General features: G+C 66.1%; 15 protein-coding genes. 5 read left to right on the forward strand and 10 right to left on the reverse strand.

The annotated features are described in order from the left end of the window. Positions 1 to 79: 79 nt before the first annotated feature. Positions 80 to 742: a cyclodeaminase/cyclohydrolase family protein gene (locus AB0M74_RS10675; protein WP_364904513.1), complete on the reverse strand. Its 663-nt coding sequence runs from the start codon at positions 740 to 742 to the stop codon at positions 80 to 82. A 117-nt stretch (positions 743 to 859) separates the two neighbouring features. Here AB0M74_RS10675 and AB0M74_RS10680 point away from each other — a divergent pair, with 117 nt between their 5' ends. Beyond that, entirely contained in the window at positions 860 to 1,897 is a 1,038-nt protein-coding gene (locus tag AB0M74_RS10680; RefSeq protein WP_364904516.1) for an LLM class F420-dependent oxidoreductase, read from the forward strand. Here the strand turns inward: AB0M74_RS10680 and AB0M74_RS10685 are convergent. After that, positions 1,863 to 2,570: a class I SAM-dependent methyltransferase gene (locus AB0M74_RS10685; protein WP_364904519.1), complete on the reverse strand. Its 708-nt coding sequence runs from the start codon at positions 2,568 to 2,570 to the stop codon at positions 1,863 to 1,865. The genes AB0M74_RS10680 and AB0M74_RS10685 overlap by 35 nt on opposite strands. Before the next feature lie 42 nt (positions 2,571 to 2,612). Next, positions 2,613 to 2,945 carry an STAS domain-containing protein gene (locus tag AB0M74_RS10690; RefSeq protein WP_364904823.1) on the reverse strand — a complete coding sequence of 111 codons (333 nt, stop codon included), beginning with the start codon at positions 2,943 to 2,945 and terminating at the stop codon, positions 2,613 to 2,615. Positions 2,946 to 3,395: 450 nt separating this feature from the next. Here AB0M74_RS10690 and car point away from each other — a divergent pair, with 450 nt between their 5' ends. Together car and ilvD are read left to right on the forward strand one after the other, a co-directional pair. Beyond that, the gene (gene car / locus AB0M74_RS10695) at positions 3,396 to 6,890 is read left to right on the forward strand and encodes a carboxylic acid reductase (RefSeq protein WP_364904523.1); all 3,495 of its coding nucleotides are present in this window, start codon (positions 3,396 to 3,398) and stop codon (positions 6,888 to 6,890) included. Positions 6,891 to 7,015: 125 nt separating this feature from the next. After that, positions 7,016 to 8,731 (forward strand): dihydroxy-acid dehydratase, encoded by a 1,716-nt coding sequence (gene ilvD / locus AB0M74_RS10700; protein WP_364904826.1) that lies wholly within the window; start codon positions 7,016 to 7,018, stop codon positions 8,729 to 8,731. Positions 8,732 to 9,910: 1,179 nt separating this feature from the next. Here ilvD and AB0M74_RS10705 read toward each other — a convergent pair. From AB0M74_RS10705 to mftR, 6 genes are all read right to left on the reverse strand, one after another. Next, complete coding sequence (locus AB0M74_RS10705; protein WP_364904525.1) at positions 9,911 to 12,304, reverse strand: SpoIIE family protein phosphatase; 2,394 nt, start codon at positions 12,302 to 12,304, stop codon at positions 9,911 to 9,913. Then, positions 12,301 to 12,936 carry a SpoIIE family protein phosphatase gene (locus tag AB0M74_RS10710; protein ID WP_364904528.1) on the reverse strand — a complete coding sequence of 212 codons (636 nt, stop codon included), beginning with the start codon at positions 12,934 to 12,936 and terminating at the stop codon, positions 12,301 to 12,303. The genes AB0M74_RS10705 and AB0M74_RS10710 overlap by 4 nt, the downstream gene beginning before the upstream one ends. Continuing rightward, a complete protein-coding gene (locus AB0M74_RS10715; protein WP_328400284.1) occupies positions 12,929 to 13,354 on the reverse strand; it encodes an ATP-binding protein in 426 nt (141 codons plus the stop codon). The genes AB0M74_RS10710 and AB0M74_RS10715 overlap by 8 nt, the downstream gene beginning before the upstream one ends. Next, the gene (locus AB0M74_RS10720; protein ID WP_328400287.1) at positions 13,332 to 13,721 is read right to left on the reverse strand and encodes an STAS domain-containing protein; all 390 of its coding nucleotides are present in this window, start codon (positions 13,719 to 13,721) and stop codon (positions 13,332 to 13,334) included. The genes AB0M74_RS10715 and AB0M74_RS10720 overlap by 23 nt, the downstream gene beginning before the upstream one ends. 12 nt (positions 13,722 to 13,733) lie before the next feature. Further along, positions 13,734 to 14,639, reverse strand: coding sequence for an STAS domain-containing protein (locus AB0M74_RS10725; RefSeq protein WP_328400289.1), 906 nt, complete (start codon positions 14,637 to 14,639; stop codon positions 13,734 to 13,736). Between the two features lie 67 nt (positions 14,640 to 14,706). Next, a complete protein-coding gene (gene mftR / locus AB0M74_RS10730; protein ID WP_364904534.1) occupies positions 14,707 to 15,351 on the reverse strand; it encodes a mycofactocin system transcriptional regulator in 645 nt (214 codons plus the stop codon). Positions 15,352 to 15,391: 40 nt separating this feature from the next. Here mftR and mftE point away from each other — a divergent pair, with 40 nt between their 5' ends. Together mftE and mftD are read left to right on the forward strand one after the other, a co-directional pair. Continuing rightward, positions 15,392 to 16,108 (forward strand): mycofactocin biosynthesis peptidyl-dipeptidase MftE, encoded by a 717-nt coding sequence (gene mftE, locus AB0M74_RS10735; protein WP_364904536.1) that lies wholly within the window; start codon positions 15,392 to 15,394, stop codon positions 16,106 to 16,108. Continuing rightward, entirely contained in the window at positions 16,105 to 17,331 is a 1,227-nt protein-coding gene (gene mftD / locus AB0M74_RS10740; protein WP_364904539.1) for a pre-mycofactocin synthase MftD, read from the forward strand. The genes mftE and mftD overlap by 4 nt, the downstream gene beginning before the upstream one ends. 67 nt (positions 17,332 to 17,398) lie before the next feature. Here mftD and AB0M74_RS10745 read toward each other — a convergent pair whose 3' ends face one another. Beyond that, entirely contained in the window at positions 17,399 to 17,869 is a 471-nt protein-coding gene (locus tag AB0M74_RS10745) for a MarR family winged helix-turn-helix transcriptional regulator (protein ID WP_364904542.1), read from the reverse strand. Between the last annotated feature and the right edge of the window lie 243 nt (positions 17,870 to 18,112).

Here is an 18,112-nt window from a genome sequence, read left to right on the forward strand (position 1 = left end):
ACTCGGACCTCGTTGTCGGTCTATATATCGGGCGTACCCGGCACGGTGGTGCGGAAACCCCCGGTTTCCGGGCCCGCGATCAGCTGCGCACGGCGTGCAGCACGTCGGCGTGGAGGGCGTCGGCACGTGCGGTGATTTCCTCCACGCGCATCAGCACGGGTGCGAATCGGTCGCCTTCCGCGGCGCTGAGGGAGGCGACGTTGATCTCGATATTGAGCTGCGAACTGGTGGCGGCCGCGCGAGCGGCATCGGCGGCCGCGCCGATATCGGTGACAACGTTCGGGTTTCCGATCGGAAGCAGTTCCGCGGCAAGCGACAGGATTTCGTCGGCCTCATCGACGACGGCGGCGGGCACCCGGGCGGCCTCGATCAATGCGGCGGTGATGGCCTCGGTGCGCTGGGCGATGTCTTCCGGGGTGGACTTCGGCAGTTTGTAGGCAGCACCAACGGCGGTGAAGGCGGCGGCGTCGGCGTCGGCGAGGGCGAGGGCACGGTCCCGCGCGGCGTCGGCGGCCTCGATGATGCGGTCGATGATCGGGCGGTGCTCGGCGTCTTTGGCGCGGGTGGTGTAGCGGGCGACCATCGCAACCAGTGCGGCGCCCTGGGCGGCGTGCAGTGCCGCGACCGCGCCGCCACCGGGAGCGGGCACCTTTGCGGCCAGGTCGGTCAGGTACTGCGCGAGCGTGGCCCTGCCGAAGGAGGAGGGTGCAGTTTCCTGGGACGACGTGGTGGGCTGCGACACGGCGGGTGGCCTTTCGTTTTCTTCGGCGATCACGGGGAAGTCTCGCCGATTACGCTACCGCCCGCGCGTGGGTGGCCGGTGCGCGCCCGGTCCGTAGCTGCGGTTATGTTGAGTGTTATGCGGATCGGATTGGGCATCAATTACTCGGGCGGTTTCAAAGAGGCGGCGGCGGAAGTGGCCGACCTCGAGCAAGCCGGGCTCGACATCGTGTTCGTCCCCGAGGCGTACTCCTTCGACGCCGTCAGCGCGCTGGGCTACCTGGCCGCCAAGACCACTCGTCTGCAGCTGGCCTCGGGCATCCTGCAGCTCTACACCCGCACCCCCAGCCTGACCGCGATGACCGCGGCGGGTCTGGACTTCGTCTCCGACGGCCGCTATGTGCTCGGCCTCGGCGCGTCGGGCCCGCAGGTGATCGAGGGGTTCCACGGCGTCGCCTACGACTCGCCGATCGGCCGCACCAGGGAACTGGTGGAGATCTGCCGCAAGGTGTGGCGGCGCGAGCGGCTCGAATACGACGGCAAGTACTACAAGATCCCGCTGCCCGCTGGCGAGGGCACCGGTCTCGGCAAGCCGCTCAAGTTGATCAATCACCCCGTGCGCGAACGTATTCCAGTGCTGCTCGCCGCGCTCGGCCCGAAGAATGTGCAGCTGGCCGCCGAGATCGCCGAGGGCTGGCAGCCGATCTTCTTCGTGCCCGAGAAGGCCAAGCAAATCTGGGGTGAATCGCTGGATGCCGGTCTGGCCAACCGCGATCCGATCCTCGGCGAACTCGACGTGTATGCCGGACCTGCGCTCGCGATCGGTGAAAATGTCACGCCGCTACTGGAATTCGTGAAGCCGCACCTCGCGCTGTATATCGGCGGCATGGGTGCGAAGGGCAAGAACTTCTATCACACCCTCGCCACGAAGTACGGCTACGGCGCGGAGGCCGACCGTATTCAGGAGCTGTACCTGGCCGGCAAGAAGGAAGAGGCCGCCAAGGTCGTTCCGGACGATCTGGTGCGCGACATCTCCCTCGTCGGCCCCGCCGGCTACGTGAAGGAGCGGGTCGCCGCCTTCCGTGAGGCGGGTGTGACCGTGCTCAACGTCGTTCCGATGGCCGCGACCCCGGCCGAGCGGATCAAACTGATCGAGCAGCTGCGCGAACTCTGCTGAGCCCCTGGCGGCTCGCCGGGTCGGTCCGGCGAGCCAACAGGTAGGCGCGGCGAGTATCGACCTCGTGCGGATAGTTCGGGCGTTCCATGCGCATCCGCATCTCGAACCCCGCCGCCACCAGATCGGTGATGATCTGGTCCGGTTCGAAGAAGCGGAAGTCGACATCCACCTCGTGTCCCCACCAGGTATCGAAATGCCGGATCTCCGAGCCGATGTGGAACGACACAAGGAACAGGCCGGACGGGCGCAGCACGCGATGCACCTGTTCGAACGCGCTGCGCAGTTCACCGGGCGCGAGATGGATGATCGAGTACAACGCGACCGCGGCGCCGAATTCACCGTCGGCGGCGGGCAATTCGAGCAGATCGCCCTCGCGGAACTCGACAGCTGAATAGTGCTTGCGTCCCACTGCGACCATGGCGGCGGATAGGTCGATGCCGACAGTCGTCGCACCGTGATCGGCGAGCCAGGCGGCAGTATGTCCAGGGCCGCAACCGAGGTCGGCGATCGGTGTTCCCGATTCGGTCTGCTCGATGAGACTGCTCAGCAGTGCCCGGTCGAGCGGCTTGCCGCCGAGCTCATCACGGAGATCGGTGGCGTAACTCTCGGCGACGGTGTCGTAGCTGCGGCGGACAGTGTCATGTGTGCCGTGATCTCCCACGGGCTCCAGCATTCCACGGTCCACCGCAACGAGTAGGGCGGTGGGACTCCAGGATCAGCGGAACGACGCCAGGGCCTGGTCGAGAGTCGAATGCAGCGCGAATACCTGATCCAGGCTGGTCATCTTCAGCTGGCGACTGGTTGCCGGGCCGTCGGCGACAACGGCGATCGAGGTCGACGCGCCCGCCCGCTGATGCGCCCCGACCAGTGCGGCCATCCCCGCCGAGGCGAGGAAGCTGACCGCGGACAGGTCGACGATCAGGGCCGCGGGTTTGCCGGCGAGTATGCCCTCGATCGCGGCTTCGAGCGCGGGCGCTGTCGCCAGGTCGACCTCGCCGGACACCGTCAGCACGGTCGCGCCCTCGGGCGTCGTTATCGTGGTGGTCATCGTGTCCGCGAGGGGATACGCGTCTCCGGAAGTATTGGTCACGTCTTCACAATCTGCCATGAACCGCCCGATCTCGCTGTACTGACACAAAACATGCAGCAAACCCGACATATTTCGCGTGCCGTGCGAGTTTTCTTGCCATCACACCTTACCGCTCGGGGTTGTCCTTGGGGCCAAGTCCTTCGGAGCGAGCGCGTGGCAACGCACCCGGCGTGCCGTATCGCCCAGGTCGGGTCGCCGCGCGCGAAGCGCGGGCGGACCGAGACTAATGAGATGTGAGTCACATCGGAAGCTGGATGCTATGGGTGTATACCGGAGGGAGTAGTTATCTGAACTAACTACAGATCGAAAGAGGGAAGTCCTGTGGTTGCCTCCCTCGCCGACGTCAGCCGCTTCATCCGGCGTCGGTCTCTTGTGTGTGTGCGATAGACAACCAAGGGAGGCTTGATCATGTCGATCGACACTCCAACTGGGCGGCGCGAACGGCGAATCGCCGAGTTGTATGCCAGTGATCAGCAGGTTCGTGACGCCGAGCCATCCGAAGAGATCGGCGCAGCGCTGTGTCGACCCGGACTGCGGTACGCGCAGGTAGTCGCGACGGTTCTCGAGGGTTATGCCGATCGTCCCGCGCTCGGGCAGCGGGCGTTCGAGTTCACTACCGATATGGCAGGTCGGCGCACGCTTCGTCTGCTGCCCGGATTCGAGACCATCACGTACCGGGAACTGGGCGAGCGGGTTGGCGCGGTGGCCGCCGCGTGGCATCACGACGTCGAACATCCCGTGCGCGCAGGCGATTTCGTCGCCATACTCGGCTTCACGAGTTGCGACTACGTCACGCTTGATCTGGCCTGTGCAGAGCTGGGCGCGGTGGCGGTGCCGCTGCAGGCGGGAGCCGCGGTCGCCCAACTGCGTGCGATCGTTGCCGAGACCGGCCCTCGCGTTCTCGCCGCGACGCCGGACTTGCTCGATGCCGCCATCGACTGTGTGCTCGCCGAGGGGCCCACCGAACATCTTGTCGTCTTCGACTACCACCCTGAGGACGACGCACAGCGTGCAGCGGTCGACTCGGCACTTCAGCGGCTGGCGGACGCCGGCAGCGCGATTGTTGTCGAAACACTCGATGCGGTGCTCATCCGCGGCCGTGCAGCGCCGCCCGCGCCGCTGTTCATCCCCGATGCCGACAACGACCCGCTCGCCGTGCTCATCTACACCTCGGGAAGTACGGGCACGCCCAAGGGCGCCATGTACACCGATCGGCTTGCTGCCGGCATCTGGGTGGAGACGACCGCCTGGTTCGACTCGACCACTGTCCCCGCGATCGGCCTGAACTATCTGCCCCTGAGCCACCTCGCGGGCCGTCTCACTCTGTCGGGGATTCTCGCCCGTGGCGGCACTGCCTACTTCACGGCGAGAAGCGATATGTCGACGCTGTTCGAGGACATCGGTCTGGTGCGCCCGACGGAGGTACTGTTCGTTCCACGTGTGTGCGACATGGTTTTCCAGCATTACCAGCGTCAGCTCGCCCGGCGCCGCGCCACGGAGCAGCAGGTGCAAAGCGAATTGCGCCGAGACTTCCTCGGCGGGCGTGTGGTGTCCGCCTCGGTGGGCTCGGCGCCGCTGGCAGCGGAGCTGAAGACCTTCATGGAGTCCGTGTTGGACGTGGAGTTGCGCGATGGCTACGGCTCCACCGAGGCGGGCGGGGTGCTGGTCGACAACCAGCTGCGCCGGCCGCCGGTGCTCGACTACAAGCTCGTCGACGTCCCCGAGCTGGGATATTTCCGGACCGACCAGCCGCATCCTCGTGGCGAACTGCTGCTGAAGACGCGCACCATGATTTCCGGGTACTACAAGCGACCCGAGGTCACCGCACAGATCTTCGATGCGGACGGTTTCTACAAGACCGGCGACATCATGGCCGAGATCGGTCCGGATCAACTCGTCTACGTGGACCGTAGCAACAATGTGCTGAAGCTGTCGCAGGGCGAATTCGTCGCCGTCTCGCAGTTGGAGGCGGTCTACACGGGCAGCCCTTTGGTCCGACAGATATTCGTCTACGGCAGCAGTGAACGCGCCTACCTGCTCGCGGTGGTCGTGCCCACTGAGGCGGCTCTCGACCCCGACGCGCTGAAGGGCGCGATCGCCGCGTCGTTGCAGCAGATTGCGAACGAGGCCGATCTGAACTCTTACGAGATCCCGCGCGACTTCCTGATCGAGACCGAGCCGTTCACGATCGAGAACGGTCTACTCTCCGGCATCGGTAAACTGTTGCGGCCCAAACTCGCAGCACATTACGGGGCCCGACTCGAGCAGTTGTACAGCGACTTGGCGGAACAGCAGGACAATGAATTGCTCGCTCTGCGGCATACCGCTGCCGAGCTGCCGGTGCTGGAAACGATCAGCCGGGCCGCCCGCGCACTCCTCGGTTGCGCGACAACAGATATCGGTCCGGATGCCCAGTTCACGGAGCTGGGCGGCGATTCTCTTTCGGCGCTGTCGTTCTCGAATCTGCTCCAGGACATTTTCGCGGTGGACGTGCCGGTCGGCGTGGTCATCAGCCCCGCGAACGGGCTCCGTGATCTTGCCGATTACATAGAAAGGGAACGGAATTCGGGTGTGCGTCGGCCCGCCCTCACCGCAGTCCACGGCCGCGACGGATCGGCGATCTACGCCGGTGACCTGACCCTCGACAAGTTCATCGATGCCAGCACCCTGGCCGCCGCCGAGGCATTGCCAGCGCCGGACGGCACCACCCGGACGGTGCTGCTGACCGGCGCGAACGGCTACCTGGGGCGCTTCCTGTGCCTGGAATGGCTACAGCGGCTGGATGAGTCGGGCGGCACGTTGATCTGCGTGGTGCGCGGCAGCGACGCCGTGGCAGCAAGGCGGCGGCTCGACGAGGCATTCGACAGTGGCGACCCGGAGTTGGTCCAGCATTTCCAGGAGCTGGCCGCCCGCCACCTCGAAGTCCTGTCGGGTGATATCGGCGAGGCGAATCTCGGCCTGGACGACGAGACCTGGAATCGGTTGGCCGACAGCGTCGATCTGATCGTTCACCCGGCTGCCCTTGTCAACCATGTGCTTCCTTACAGCCAACTGTTCGGGCCGAACGTGGTCGGCACCGCCGAGGTGATTCGCCTCGCGATCAGCAGGCGGCTCAAGCCCGTTACCTATCTCTCGACGGTGGGCGTCGCCGCGCAGGTCGAGCCGGGGTCGTTCGACGAGGACGGTGACATCCGTGATTTCAGCTCGATGCGTGTCATCGATGAGAGTTATGCCAACGGCTACGGCAACAGCAAGTGGGCGGGGGAGGTGCTGCTGCGTGAAGCCAACGACCTGTGCGGTCTGCCGGTTACGGTCTTCCGCTCGGACATGATCCTCGCGCACAGCCGCTACCGCGGGCAGCTCAACGTGCCGGACATGTTCACCCGCCTAGTGCTGAGTCTGGTCGCGACCGGCATCGCGCCGTCCTCCTTCTACGAGACCCACTCCGACGGCACGCGGCGGCGCGCCCACTACGACGGGCTGCCCGCCGACTTCACCGCCGAGGCGATCACTACGCTCGGCAGCCTGGGCACGGCCGGCTTCCACACCTTCGATGTGGTGAACCCGCACGACGACGGCATATCCCTGGACAACGTCGTGGACTGGCTGATCGACTCCGACCACCCTATCCAGCGCATCGCCGACTACCACGACTGGTTGGAGCGTTTCGAGACCGCACTGCGCGCACTGCCCGAGAAACAGCGCCAGGCCTCGGTACTGCCGCTACTGCACGCCTACGCTCGTCCGGAGCACCCGATCCGCGGCTCGGTCATCCCGGCCAAGACGTTTCGGACCGCCGTCCACACCGCGCGAATCGGCCCGGACAACGACATCCCCCATCTCGCACCGCAGCTCATCACCAAGTACGTCACCGACCTCCGGCACCGCGCGCTGTTGGTCTAGCCCGGTACGAGCGCTACGAACGGGACATCACTGCGGCGTTGTCCGGGTGTCGACGCAGCGGTGTCCTGTCGATCTCGGCATCCACCGGCGTGGTCGGCGGCCGCGGGCGATGTAGTGGGAGGATGATGAAGATCGTGTCCAATGATCCGAATGGTCCCGATATCAAGCCACGCAGCCGCGATGTCACCGACGGGCTGGAGAAGACCGCTGCTCGGGGGATGTTGCGAGCGGTCGGGATGGGCGATGGCGACTGGGGGAAGTCGCAGATCGGGGTGGCCTCCTCGTGGAATGAGATCACCCCGTGCAATCTGTCGTTGGATCGACTCGCGAAGGCCAGCAAGGAAGGTGTGTTCGCCGGGGGTGGCTATCCGATGGAGTTCGGAACGATCTCGGTCTCCGACGGCATCTCCATGGGGCACGAGGGCATGCACTTCTCGCTGGTGTCACGTGAGGTGATCGCCGACAGCGTCGAGACGGTCATGCAGGCCGAGCGCCTCGACGGCTCGGTGCTGCTGGCCGGGTGTGACAAATCCTTGCCCGGCATGCTGATGGCGGCGGCCCGGCTGAACCTGGCCAGCGTGTTCCTCTATGCGGGCTCGATCCTGCCGGGGATCGCGAAAATGTCCGACGGCAGTGCGCGTGAGGTGACGATCATCGATGCGTTCGAGGCGGTCGGCGCGTGTTCGCGCGGGCTGATGAGCCGCGAAGATGTCGACGCCATCGAGCGTGCAATCTGTCCCGGTGAGGGCGCTTGCGGTGGGATGTACACCGCGAACACGATGGCCAGCGCGGCCGAGGCCATGGGCATGTCGCTGCCGGGCAGCGCGGCGCCGCCAGCGACCGACCGCCGCCGTGACGGCTACGCCCGGCGCAGCGGCGAGGCCGTCGTCGAGTTGCTTCGGCGCGGGATCACCACGGCCGACATTCTCACCAAAGAGGCCTTCGAGAACGCGATCGCCGTGGTGATGGCATTCGGCGGCTCCACCAACGCCGTGCTGCACCTGTTGGCGATCGCGCACGATGCGAATGTCGAACTGACGCTGGAGGATTTCGCCCGCGTCGGCCGCCGAGTACCGCACCTCGCCGACGTGAAACCGTTCGGCAAGCATGTGATGACCGATGTGGACCGCATCGGCGGTGTCCCGGTCATGATGAAGGCGCTGTTGGACGCCGGACTGCTGCACGGCGACTGTTTGACGGTGACAGGGCGGACCGTGGCGGAGAATTTGGCCGAGATCGCCCCGCCGGACCCCGACGGCAAAGTGGTCCGTGCCATGAAGTCTCCGATTCATCCGACCGGCGGCATCACCATCCTCGAAGGATCGCTCGCACCCGGCGGGGCGGTGGTGAAGTCTGCGGGCTTCGATTCCGACGTATTCACCGGCACCGCAAGGGTTTTCGACCGCGAGCGCTCGGCGATGGACGCACTCGAGGATGGCACGATCGCGGCCGGTGATGTGGTGGTGATCCGATACGAGGGGCCCAAGGGCGGTCCTGGGATGCGCGAGATGCTCGCGATCACCGCGGCCATCAAGGGTGCGGGCTTGGGCAAGGATGTCCTGCTGCTCACCGACGGACGTTTCTCCGGTGGCACCACCGGACTGTGTGTCGGCCACGTCGCCCCGGAAGCGGTGGACGGCGGGCCGATCGCCTTCGTACGTGACGGCGACCAGATCCGCCTCGATGTCGGTGCGGGCACTCTCGACCTCCTGGTCGAAGCCCAGGAACTCGACCGCCGCCGCGAGGGCTGGGAACCGTTGCCGCCCCGCTACACCCGTGGTGTGCTCGCCAAGTACTCGAAGCTGGTGGGGTCGGCGTCCTACGGCGCCGTGTGCGACTGACACCTCGTCGACTCGAGATCGTACGCCGAGGCGGCTGCGGCGCACGATAGCTCGGCGTCCGCACTCGACACGATCGCCGGTCCGCGAGACCGACTGTGTGCCATGAGACTTCGATCTAAGGCGGAATCGCAAGCCGGACATTCTCACAAATGTGTGCCACGGCTTACTTCTTGCTATCAAGCGTGAGAAAACATCGCAGTACCCAAATGTAGGGTATGCCTCTGTTTTTATGTGGCGGGCCACATCGCGGAAGCGCCACTGTCGCCGCCGGTGAACATGACGTCCCACAATTGCTACCGATGCTGTCCTGCAACCAGGGCATTGCCAGCGCATGGACATCTACGCGGCTGGTCTCTCCGAAGGCTTGATGATCCCTGCGGTGATCATGGAATCCGAGCTCGAACCGCAGCGCCCCGTTTTCGACTGCTCCGCACCGTGCTGGGTGAATGTGCAACTGAGCCAAACGATCTGATTTCGGCCCGTCCGAGGTAGGTAGTGTCACCCGAGTGTTCCGGTCACGACCACCTCGGCTGCGAGCCGGACGGTCGGTTGGTTGGTGAAATGCGCGACAGTGTAAGTACATCGAAACTTGTTGACCTGCAGAATGTCGGATTCTGTTGTCCGCGTGCGCCGTAACCCTTAATTGCCGACGAATTCTGATCTAAAATGGGGGCATGTAGGACCCACGCGGTCCGACCTGGCGCCCTCGTTGCGCCCCACGATCTGAAGATTGATTCGGCTGGCGGGGTCCGGGTAATGCATTCGGCCGGGTGCCGCAGAGTTGGGGTACCCGGCACGGAGAATCTGCCTGCCGAGGAGACGATGATGGTCCAGGGAATCGGAACCGAACACGACGACGATTTCGAGCAGGTGCCGGTGATCTGGCCCGACCCGAGCCCGTTGGACGCTTGGTGGCGTCGTGTGATGGCCGCTCCGAGCGATGCAACCGGTGATCTGTCACAACCCGGGAGGGCATCCGGTCGCGGTAAATAGCCTGCCTCGACTGTTATTGCGCGCCTAACAGTCTCGACAAACTTCACCGAGCCCGTTGCACGGGAAAGGATCGGCGTGCGCCCGACGCGGGTTCCGGGCGTTGTGCGGACGCGATCGGGAAACCGCTCCGGCCCGCCTACCGGGCGGCGGTGCGATCGGAACCTCCGGTACGCCGGTACAGATGCGTCAGCTGGAAATGCGGCGCTGTGTGCCGCGCAGCGGGTTCGCCACCGGGGATTTGATCGCGGGCAGGGTGACCGACATGCGGACGGTGGTGCCGGGGCCGGTGTGGTCGATCTCCAGCTCCTCGGTCAGCGCTCGCATCATGTCGATGCCGCGGCCGCGATAGCCGGGGTCGGCCGAGCGTGGTTTCCATGTCCCGGCGTCGGTGACCACGATGACCACCGTCTGGGTGTCGCATTCGGCCGTGAGCTGGACACGGCCTGCGTCCGGCGCGTCGGTGGCACCGGTGGCGCGGCCCATCGACGCGTCGGTGGATTGTACGGGTCGGCTCGCGGGCAGCGCGCCGTCTCGGTAGGCGTGTTCGATGCTGTTGCTGCATGCTTCGTTCGCGGCGGCGATCAGGTCCGAGGCGAGATCGTGTGGGACCGCGGCGGCGGCCAGCCAGGCCTTGAGGTCCCGACGCATCGCCGAGAGTTGACCTGGGTTGGCGGGCACGTCCAGCCGTAATGGCGCGGGCGGCTGGCGATAGACAACCATGGCGACGTCGTCGTCGTAGCCGGCGGCCGGGCGCAGCCGCGACAGCACCGCGTCGGCTACTTCCCGTGGCAGTCGGCCGGGGGTGTCTGCGAGCACCGCGCAGATCTTCGCGAAGCTGTCATCGATGTCGACACCGCGGTGTTCGACCAAACCGTCGGTGAACAGCACGAGCGTCGAGCCGGGTGCGAGCGCCGTGGTCGCCTCCGGGCGCCGAGGCACGTCGAAGGTAGCCAGCGGCACCGATCGGCCACCCTCGAGCAGCCTGCCCGGATCGCCCACGTCGGCGAGGATCGGCGGCATATGACCGGCGCTGCTGTAGCGGACCAGCCCGCGCACCGGATCGAGCACCGCCGCGCACACGGTGGTGCACATGGCACCGGGAATGCGGGCCGCGACGGTGTCGAGCTCGGCGAGCAACTGGGCGGGCCCCGCGCCGCCGAGCAGCAAAGTCTGTGCAGCCGTGCGTAATTGGCCCATCACCACGGCGGCGGACAGCCCTCGTCCGACGCAGTCGCCTACCACGATGCCGATCGTTCCGTCCCGCAGCGGCACCACGTCGTACCAGTCGCCGCCGATTTCCAAGGGCGGCAGCGCAGGCTCGTAGTGCACGGAGAACCGCGGCGGCAGCTCGATCGGGCCGAGCATGGCACGCTGCAATGTCAGCGAGGTGGAGCGCGCCTGATCGAAGTTGCGCGCCCGTTGCACCGCGAGGCTCAGGTGGCCGATGAGAAGGGAGAACAATGTCCAATCCGCGGCACTGATGGCGCGTGGCGCGGCGAAGCGCAACCACAATGCAGCGTCACCGGTCTCGCCGAGTGGAGCGACGATACCCTCGGAGCTTTCGGTGCCCTCCGGGATCGCGATCAGGCTGCGGCCCGGCCTGCGTCGTGCCCGATCGAGCAGCGCACGAGCCCGTGCGTCGAGTGCGTTGCCTGCAGGCGACGGTTGTCTGGTCGCATTGCCTGCCTGCTGGATCTGGCCGGTGTTCGTGGGGCGGTCGGAGACCTGCGGGCCACCGGAGACATAGACCTCGGGACCGGTGTTACGGCTCGGCCACACCGAAACCACCGCGGTCTCGGCGCCGACCGTGCGCCGCAGCTCGTCCAGCCCGACGGCGAGCACCTCGACCACACTGGTGGCCGCGCCGACGGCGGTGGCCAGCCGGGAGGCGGCCTGATCGCGGGCCTGGGCGTCGTGTTCGGCCGTCACATCGCGAATGGTGCCGACGAAGATTTGCTCATTGTCGTCCGGCTTGATGAGGGCACTCGTGCTCACCGCGAGCCAGACCGTGCGGCCGTCGCGGTGCTGGATCGGAATGACGAAGCGCTGTGCCTCGGTGCCGAGATCGGGATAGCGCCGGCCCTCCGGCATCGACCACGGATGCGGCAGCGGGTAGGGGATGTCGGCGGCGCCGTACCCGGTCAGCGCGCCGAAGGCGGTGTTGACCTCGACGATGGTGCCGTGTGAGTCGGCAACGAAGAAGCCGTCCTGCAGTGATTCGACCAGGGCGGTGCGGAAGGCATCGCGGCCCGCGAGATCGTCTGCGCGGGAACGCTGTTGCTCGTAGCGGCGGTTGCCGTCGAGGAACCCTCTGGTGGCGATGTCCAACGCGGCCAGGGTCTGCAGAAGGAATTCCAGCGCCGTCTCGGCGAGCTTGACGTCCTGGTTGTCGGCGGGGCGCTGGGCGGTTTGCACGACGCGGAAGTGGTTTTCGGTGAGGTCGAGCAGGCTGATGCCTTCGACGAGGGCACGTCGGCCGAGGTCGTAGCCTTCGGCGAGGCCGGCCTGCGTCGGTGCGTCCAAGTGCCGCTGCAGCGCATCCGCGTAGGCGTCCCGAAATGCGGCGAGCGCGGCGGTCATGTCGTCACATCCGGTGGGCCGCCCCGATGACGTGCGGCGAGTACCAAGGCGTCGTCGGTGTCCTTGGCGTGCTTGGCGAGGATATCGGCGGTGATGTCGGCTGTGGACTTCGACAAATCAATGGTGTCGGTCGAGTCGATGACGATACCGTCGGTCGACATCAAGAGCAGGTCGCCCTGACGCACCGCCACCGTCTGAGGTTGGAGGTTCTGCGGTAGCCGGTAGCCGACGATGCCGCCGGTCAGCAGCACCGTCGCGCGTATCGTCAGCCCGACGGGGCCACGGGTGAGCACCTGGGAGTCGACGTTCCCGACGCCGAGCCAGCGCACCGTGTCCGCATCGTCGAACAGTACTAAAGACACTGCCGCGCCGCGGGTTTCGGCCATAGCTCGATGACACAGCACCATCAGGACGTCCAATGGTTCGGCGCGGTTTTCCGCGAGTATCTGTGCAGCTCGATCAGAGGCGTCGGCGGCGGCGGCGCCATGACCGAGGCCGTCGAGCACGGCGAAAAGCACGGTACCGTTGCCCGCGTCGAGGACCACGCAGCGATCACCGGAAACCTGCTGGCCCGGTAGCGCACGACCGGCCACCGCCCACTCGATTCGGCCGATGAACCCGTCCTCATGCACCGTTGGGTACCCACTTCCACATCTCGATCAACGTGCCGCGCCCAGGCGCCGAATCGATGATCAGGCGGTCCATCAATCGTCGGGCGCCGGGCAGGCCGAGACCGAGGCCGCGTCCGGTGGAGTAGCCATCATCCAGCGCGCGGGCGATGTCGATGATGCCGGGACCTTGGTCCTCGGCCTGAACCACCAGTGCTTGACGACCCTCCCGGTCGTCGACCAGCAGCCGGATCTCACCGCTGCCTGCGTAGCTGGTGATGTTGCGAGCAATCTCGGAGATAGCTGTCGAGATCATTGTTCGATCGGTCAGAGAGAATCCGAGCTTGGCTGCCAGTTCACGTCCGGCCTGTCGTGCGATCACAATGTCTCCGGACACCCTGACCGCGATCACCAAGTTCTCAGCGGCCACTGTCACGACCATCTCGCTGGCGACGGGCCGGAGTTTTGCGGTTCAGCCAGGCGAGACCCTCTTCGAGGTCGAGGGCTGTGTGCATGTCTTCGAACGTGAGCCCGAGCTGAACCATGGCGAACGCGACTTCGGGCTGCAATCCGACGATGACCGTTTCGGCGCCGCGGAGTTGCGTCATGTGCGCGATGGTACGCAGCGATCTCGCTGCGAAGGAATCCATCACATCGATCGCCGTGACGTCGACGATAATTCCGTGCGCCCGATATTTGCTGACCTGCTTCATCAGGTCGTCTTGCAGGCGCTCGGTGTCGGCGTCGGTCAGTGCGGACTGTACCGACGCGATGAGGAATGTGCCTTGCTTGAGTATCGGGACGGGCATCAGTTCGCCTGATCAGCGTCCGTCGCGTTCGATGGGCCGATCCGTCACCCGGGTCACTTCGTAGCCCAGCAAACGTTCGGCTTCCTCGATGCCTCCTTGCAGGTCGCCGACCGCATTCATCTTGGACAGATCGAGTCCGATAGTCACCAGTGTCAGCGCGATCTCCGAGGACAGGCCGGTGATGATGACGTTCGCGCCCATCAGGCCCGAGGCGTCGACGGTCTGCACCAGGTGGTTGGCCACCGTGGAGTCGATCGCGGGCACACCGGTGATGTCGATGACGACGACCTTGGCGCGGTTGGCGCGGATCGCGCGCAGCAGCTGCTCGGTGAGCTGGCGCGCACGCTGACTGTCGAGCACACCGATGATCGGCAGGATGAGCAGCTGCTCACGAACCTGCAGCACCGGGGTCGACAGCTCGCGAATGGCTTCCTGCTGCTGCCGGATAACTCGTTCGCGCTCCTGCACAAAGGAGATGGCCACGGTGCTCGCGATGCGGTTGGCGGCCGGTTCATAGGCGTCGAGCACGGCATTGAGTAGCTCGAAGTCGGCTTGGTACTTCTCGAACAGCGAACGGGCGAGCACGTCGCGCAGCAACAGCACGATGCCGAGGACCTCGTCGGTCTCGACTCCTCTCGGAATGATGCGTTCGGAGAGGTCGCGTGCGTAGGCCTGCAGCGCTTCGACGCTACCGGTTTCGAGCACCTCGACGTAGTTGTCGTAGACGGAGGTCGCCTCGGAGAAGATTTCCTCGGGGGTCATCGCGGTCAGCAGCTGGGCATCGGTGATACGCCGAGCCCATTCCTCGCGCAGTGCGGTGCGGTTCTGCCGCAGGTGTTCGACCAACTGTGGAAGCAGGTTGTCGACCGGTCCTGCGGTCAGGGAATCCGCCGAAAGGCTCATGGACACCTCGGACATGGAAACTCCAGCCCCTTTCGACGGGTGGGTCGGGATGCGTACGTTCGGCTGCGAGCCGCTACCGAGCCTAGTCATACCCCACCGGAGTTGCTGGCGAAACCTGCCGGTCGTCCGCCGGGTTTCGCGATGACGGCGCGAATCCGCGAGCCAGACTGGCCAGCGCCACGTCGAGGTAGACCGTCAGGTCCGCGTCGGCCCTGGCGAGCCAGGCATCGAAGGCCGCACGCGCGGCGGCGAGGGTGGTGCGCCCGACAGCGAGGGGTAGCAATGCGTCCTCGGGCTCACCGAGCCGTTTCGCGGCGAAGGCGCTGACCGCGCGCTCCCAGGCGTCGTAGTGCGCGCCCGCGGTGGCGGCGAGTGCGGGGATCGCGCCGACGAGCTGCATGCGGGTGCGTAGCTCGGCAACGTCTTCGGCGCGATATCGGTTGGCGTTCACCACAACTCGGCGTACGGCGGTCATCATCGGTACCTCGTCGGGCACGGTGGCGAAGGCTTCGCGCAGCGCGGCGACCTCGTCGTCGAACTGGTACCAGAGCACTTCCGCCTTGGTGGGGAAGTAGCGGAAAAAGGTGCGTCCGCTGATGCCCGCGGCCGCGGCGATCTGCTCGACGGTCGTTTCGTCGAAGCCCTGCTCGGTGAACAGGCGCATGGCGATCAGCTCGAGTTCGCGCTTGGTGGTTCCCCTGGGGCGGCCGCGCGTCGGAGGTGTCACGGCTATTGATTATGTCAGTGACTGACGATAATCTCGCGGCGTGTTCGAAAATGTCCAGGTGGCGGATCTCACGTGGCCCGAGGTGGGCGAGCGTGCCGCTGCGGGGGTGATCCTGGCCGTGCCGGTGGGCGCCACCGAACAGCACGGTCCGCATCTGCCGCTGTCCACGGACACCGACGTCGCGGTGGCCCTGTGCACGCGGCTGGCCGCCGTGCGACCGGATGTGTGTGTTGCGCCTGCCGTGCCCTATGGCTCGAGCGGTGAACACGCCGGCTTCCCCGGCACCCTGTCGATCGGGCAGGCCGCGTTGGAGCTGTTGATCATCGAGCTGTGCCGTTCGGCCACCGAAACGTTCGACCGCGTCCTGCTGGTCAGCGGGCACGGCGGCAATCTGGAGCCGCTGCGCAAGGCGTGCGCGCTGTTGCGCGGCGAATCCCGTGACGTGCACATGTATCTGCCCCGATACCGGGGCGATCCGCACGCGGGGCGCTCGGAGACCTCGATGCAGCTGGCGCTGACGCCGGGCCGGGTCCGCGCAGAGCGCGCGGTGGCCGGTGATGCCAGGCCGTTGACCGAGATCCTGCCGCTGATGCGGGCGGGGGGAGTGCGTGCGGTGAGCGCCAATGGCGTGCTCGGCGACCCGGTGGGCGCGACCGCGGATGAAGGCATGGCACTGCTCGCGCATCTGACCACCGATCTGAACGACCAGATCCGGCTGTGGTGGCCGGCAGCTTCCCGGGAAAGGACCGGAACATGAACCCGTGGTTCGAAACAGTCGCCGAGGCGCAGCGGCGCGCGAAGAAACGTCTGCCGAAGTCCGTATACGGCGCGCTGATCGCCGGATCCGAGCGTGGCCAGACCATCGAGGAGAACCAGCTCGCCTTCACCGAGCTCGGCTTCGCGCCGCACGTCGCTGGTCCGATCGGTGACCGAGATCAGTCGACAACCGTACTGGGGCAGCAGCTTTCGATGCCGGTGCTGATCTCGCCTACCGGTGTGCAGGCCGTGCACCCGGATGGTGAAGTGGCCGTCGCCCGCGCCGCGGCGGCCCGCGGGATTGCGATGGGACTCAGCTCCTTCGCCAGCAAGCCCATCGAAGAGGTGATCGCGGCCAATCCGTCGACCTTTTTCCAGCTCTACTGGTGCGGCAGCAAAGACGAGATCCTGCAGCGGATGCAGCGGGCGAAGGCAGCGGGCGCCGTCGGGCTGATCCTGACCCTCGACTGGTCGTTCTCGCACGGCCGCGACTGGGGTAGTCCGGTGATTCCGGAGAAGCTCGATCTGCGTGCCATGCTGCGCTTCGCGCCACAGACCCTGATCAAACCGCGGTGGCTGAGCACCTACTTGAAGTCGGGCCACATTCCCGACCTCACCGCGCCGAATATGGCCGTCGGCGACGGACCCGCACCAGGGTTCTTCGGCGCCTACGGTGAATGGATGGGCACCCCCGCTCCCGACTGGGCCGACGTGCAGTGGATCTGCGAACAGTGGGCAGGCCCGGTCATGCTCAAGGGTGTGATGCGCGTGGATGACGCACTGCGCGCGGTCGATTCGGGCGTGGCCGCGATCTCTGTCTCGAATCACGGTGGCAACAATCTCGACGGAACCCCGGCCGCGATTCGAGCGCTGCCCGTCGTTGCCGATGCCGTCGGCTCACAGATCGATGTGGTCCTCGATGGCGGCATCCGTCGCGGTAGCGACGTGGTGAAGGCGGTCGCGCTCGGTGCGCGCGCGGTGATGATCGGACGCGCCTACCTGTGGGGTCTGGCCGCCAACGGCCAAGCCGGCGTCGAGAATGTCCTCGACATCCTGCGCGGCGGCATCGACTCGGCGCTGCTCGGGCTGCGTAAGACGTCGGTGCAGGACCTGGATCGGTCGGACCTGATCGTGCCGGAGGGGTTCGAGCGTGCGCTCGGGATCCCCGCACGCCCGGTCGACGTTCCTGAGCGCTCGGCCTCGGAGTCGGTCGTCGCCGGATAAGCGGTCGGCCGAGCACGGGATCTGCGTCGCAGGGCTGTGGCCTGCGGCGCGAGCCTGCCGTGTTCGGTCAGTCCGGAGCCGCTGCCTTGCGATGGTGGGCGAGCAGGGTGTCGTAGATATCCGCGAGCGCGGCTAATTGCTGACGGTCGAGGATGTCGACCATGTGACGGCGCACGCTGTCGACATGGGCCGGCGCGGCGGTCGCGAGGACGTCGGCGCCGCGCGGTGTCAACCGTGCCGCCGTGCGGCGGGCGTCGTCGGGGATCGGCTCCCGTAAGACCAAGCCGCGTTTCTCCATCCTGGTGATCTGGTGGGAGAGCCTGCTCTGCGACCACTCCAGCTTCGCGGCGAGGTCGGCGAAGGTGAGTCGATGGTCGAGGGAGTCGGCGAGATAGGCAAGGACCGAGTATTCGACGTAGGTGAGGTTCGACTCGCGGGACGAGTCGCGCCCGACCGCCGCGGCGATGAGATCGCGAGTGCGTACGAAGCCGAGCCACGCACGCATTTCGATGTCATCGAGCCAATGGGGATCGGTCACGATAGCGCTCCAAACTCTGACATGTCATATAAATTGTCGCGTGCCAGTCGACCCGCTGACAACTTGTCAGAACTGAGAGTTAGCACCCCTGGGTTGAACGTGCAACCTTATTGGCAATGTTGACAGGAAGGTGGCCGACTCGCCTTCGGTCGGCCCGACGTGGGCGGCGGACGGACCTCGTCCGTCGACGCTTATTAGGCTTGCCTAAGCATCGGTCGCCTCCTGGGTGGTGGATACGCTTCC

This window comes from Nocardia sp. NPDC051463 (genome assembly GCF_040681975.1).
Classification (GTDB): domain Bacteria; phylum Actinomycetota; class Actinomycetes; order Mycobacteriales; family Mycobacteriaceae; genus Nocardia.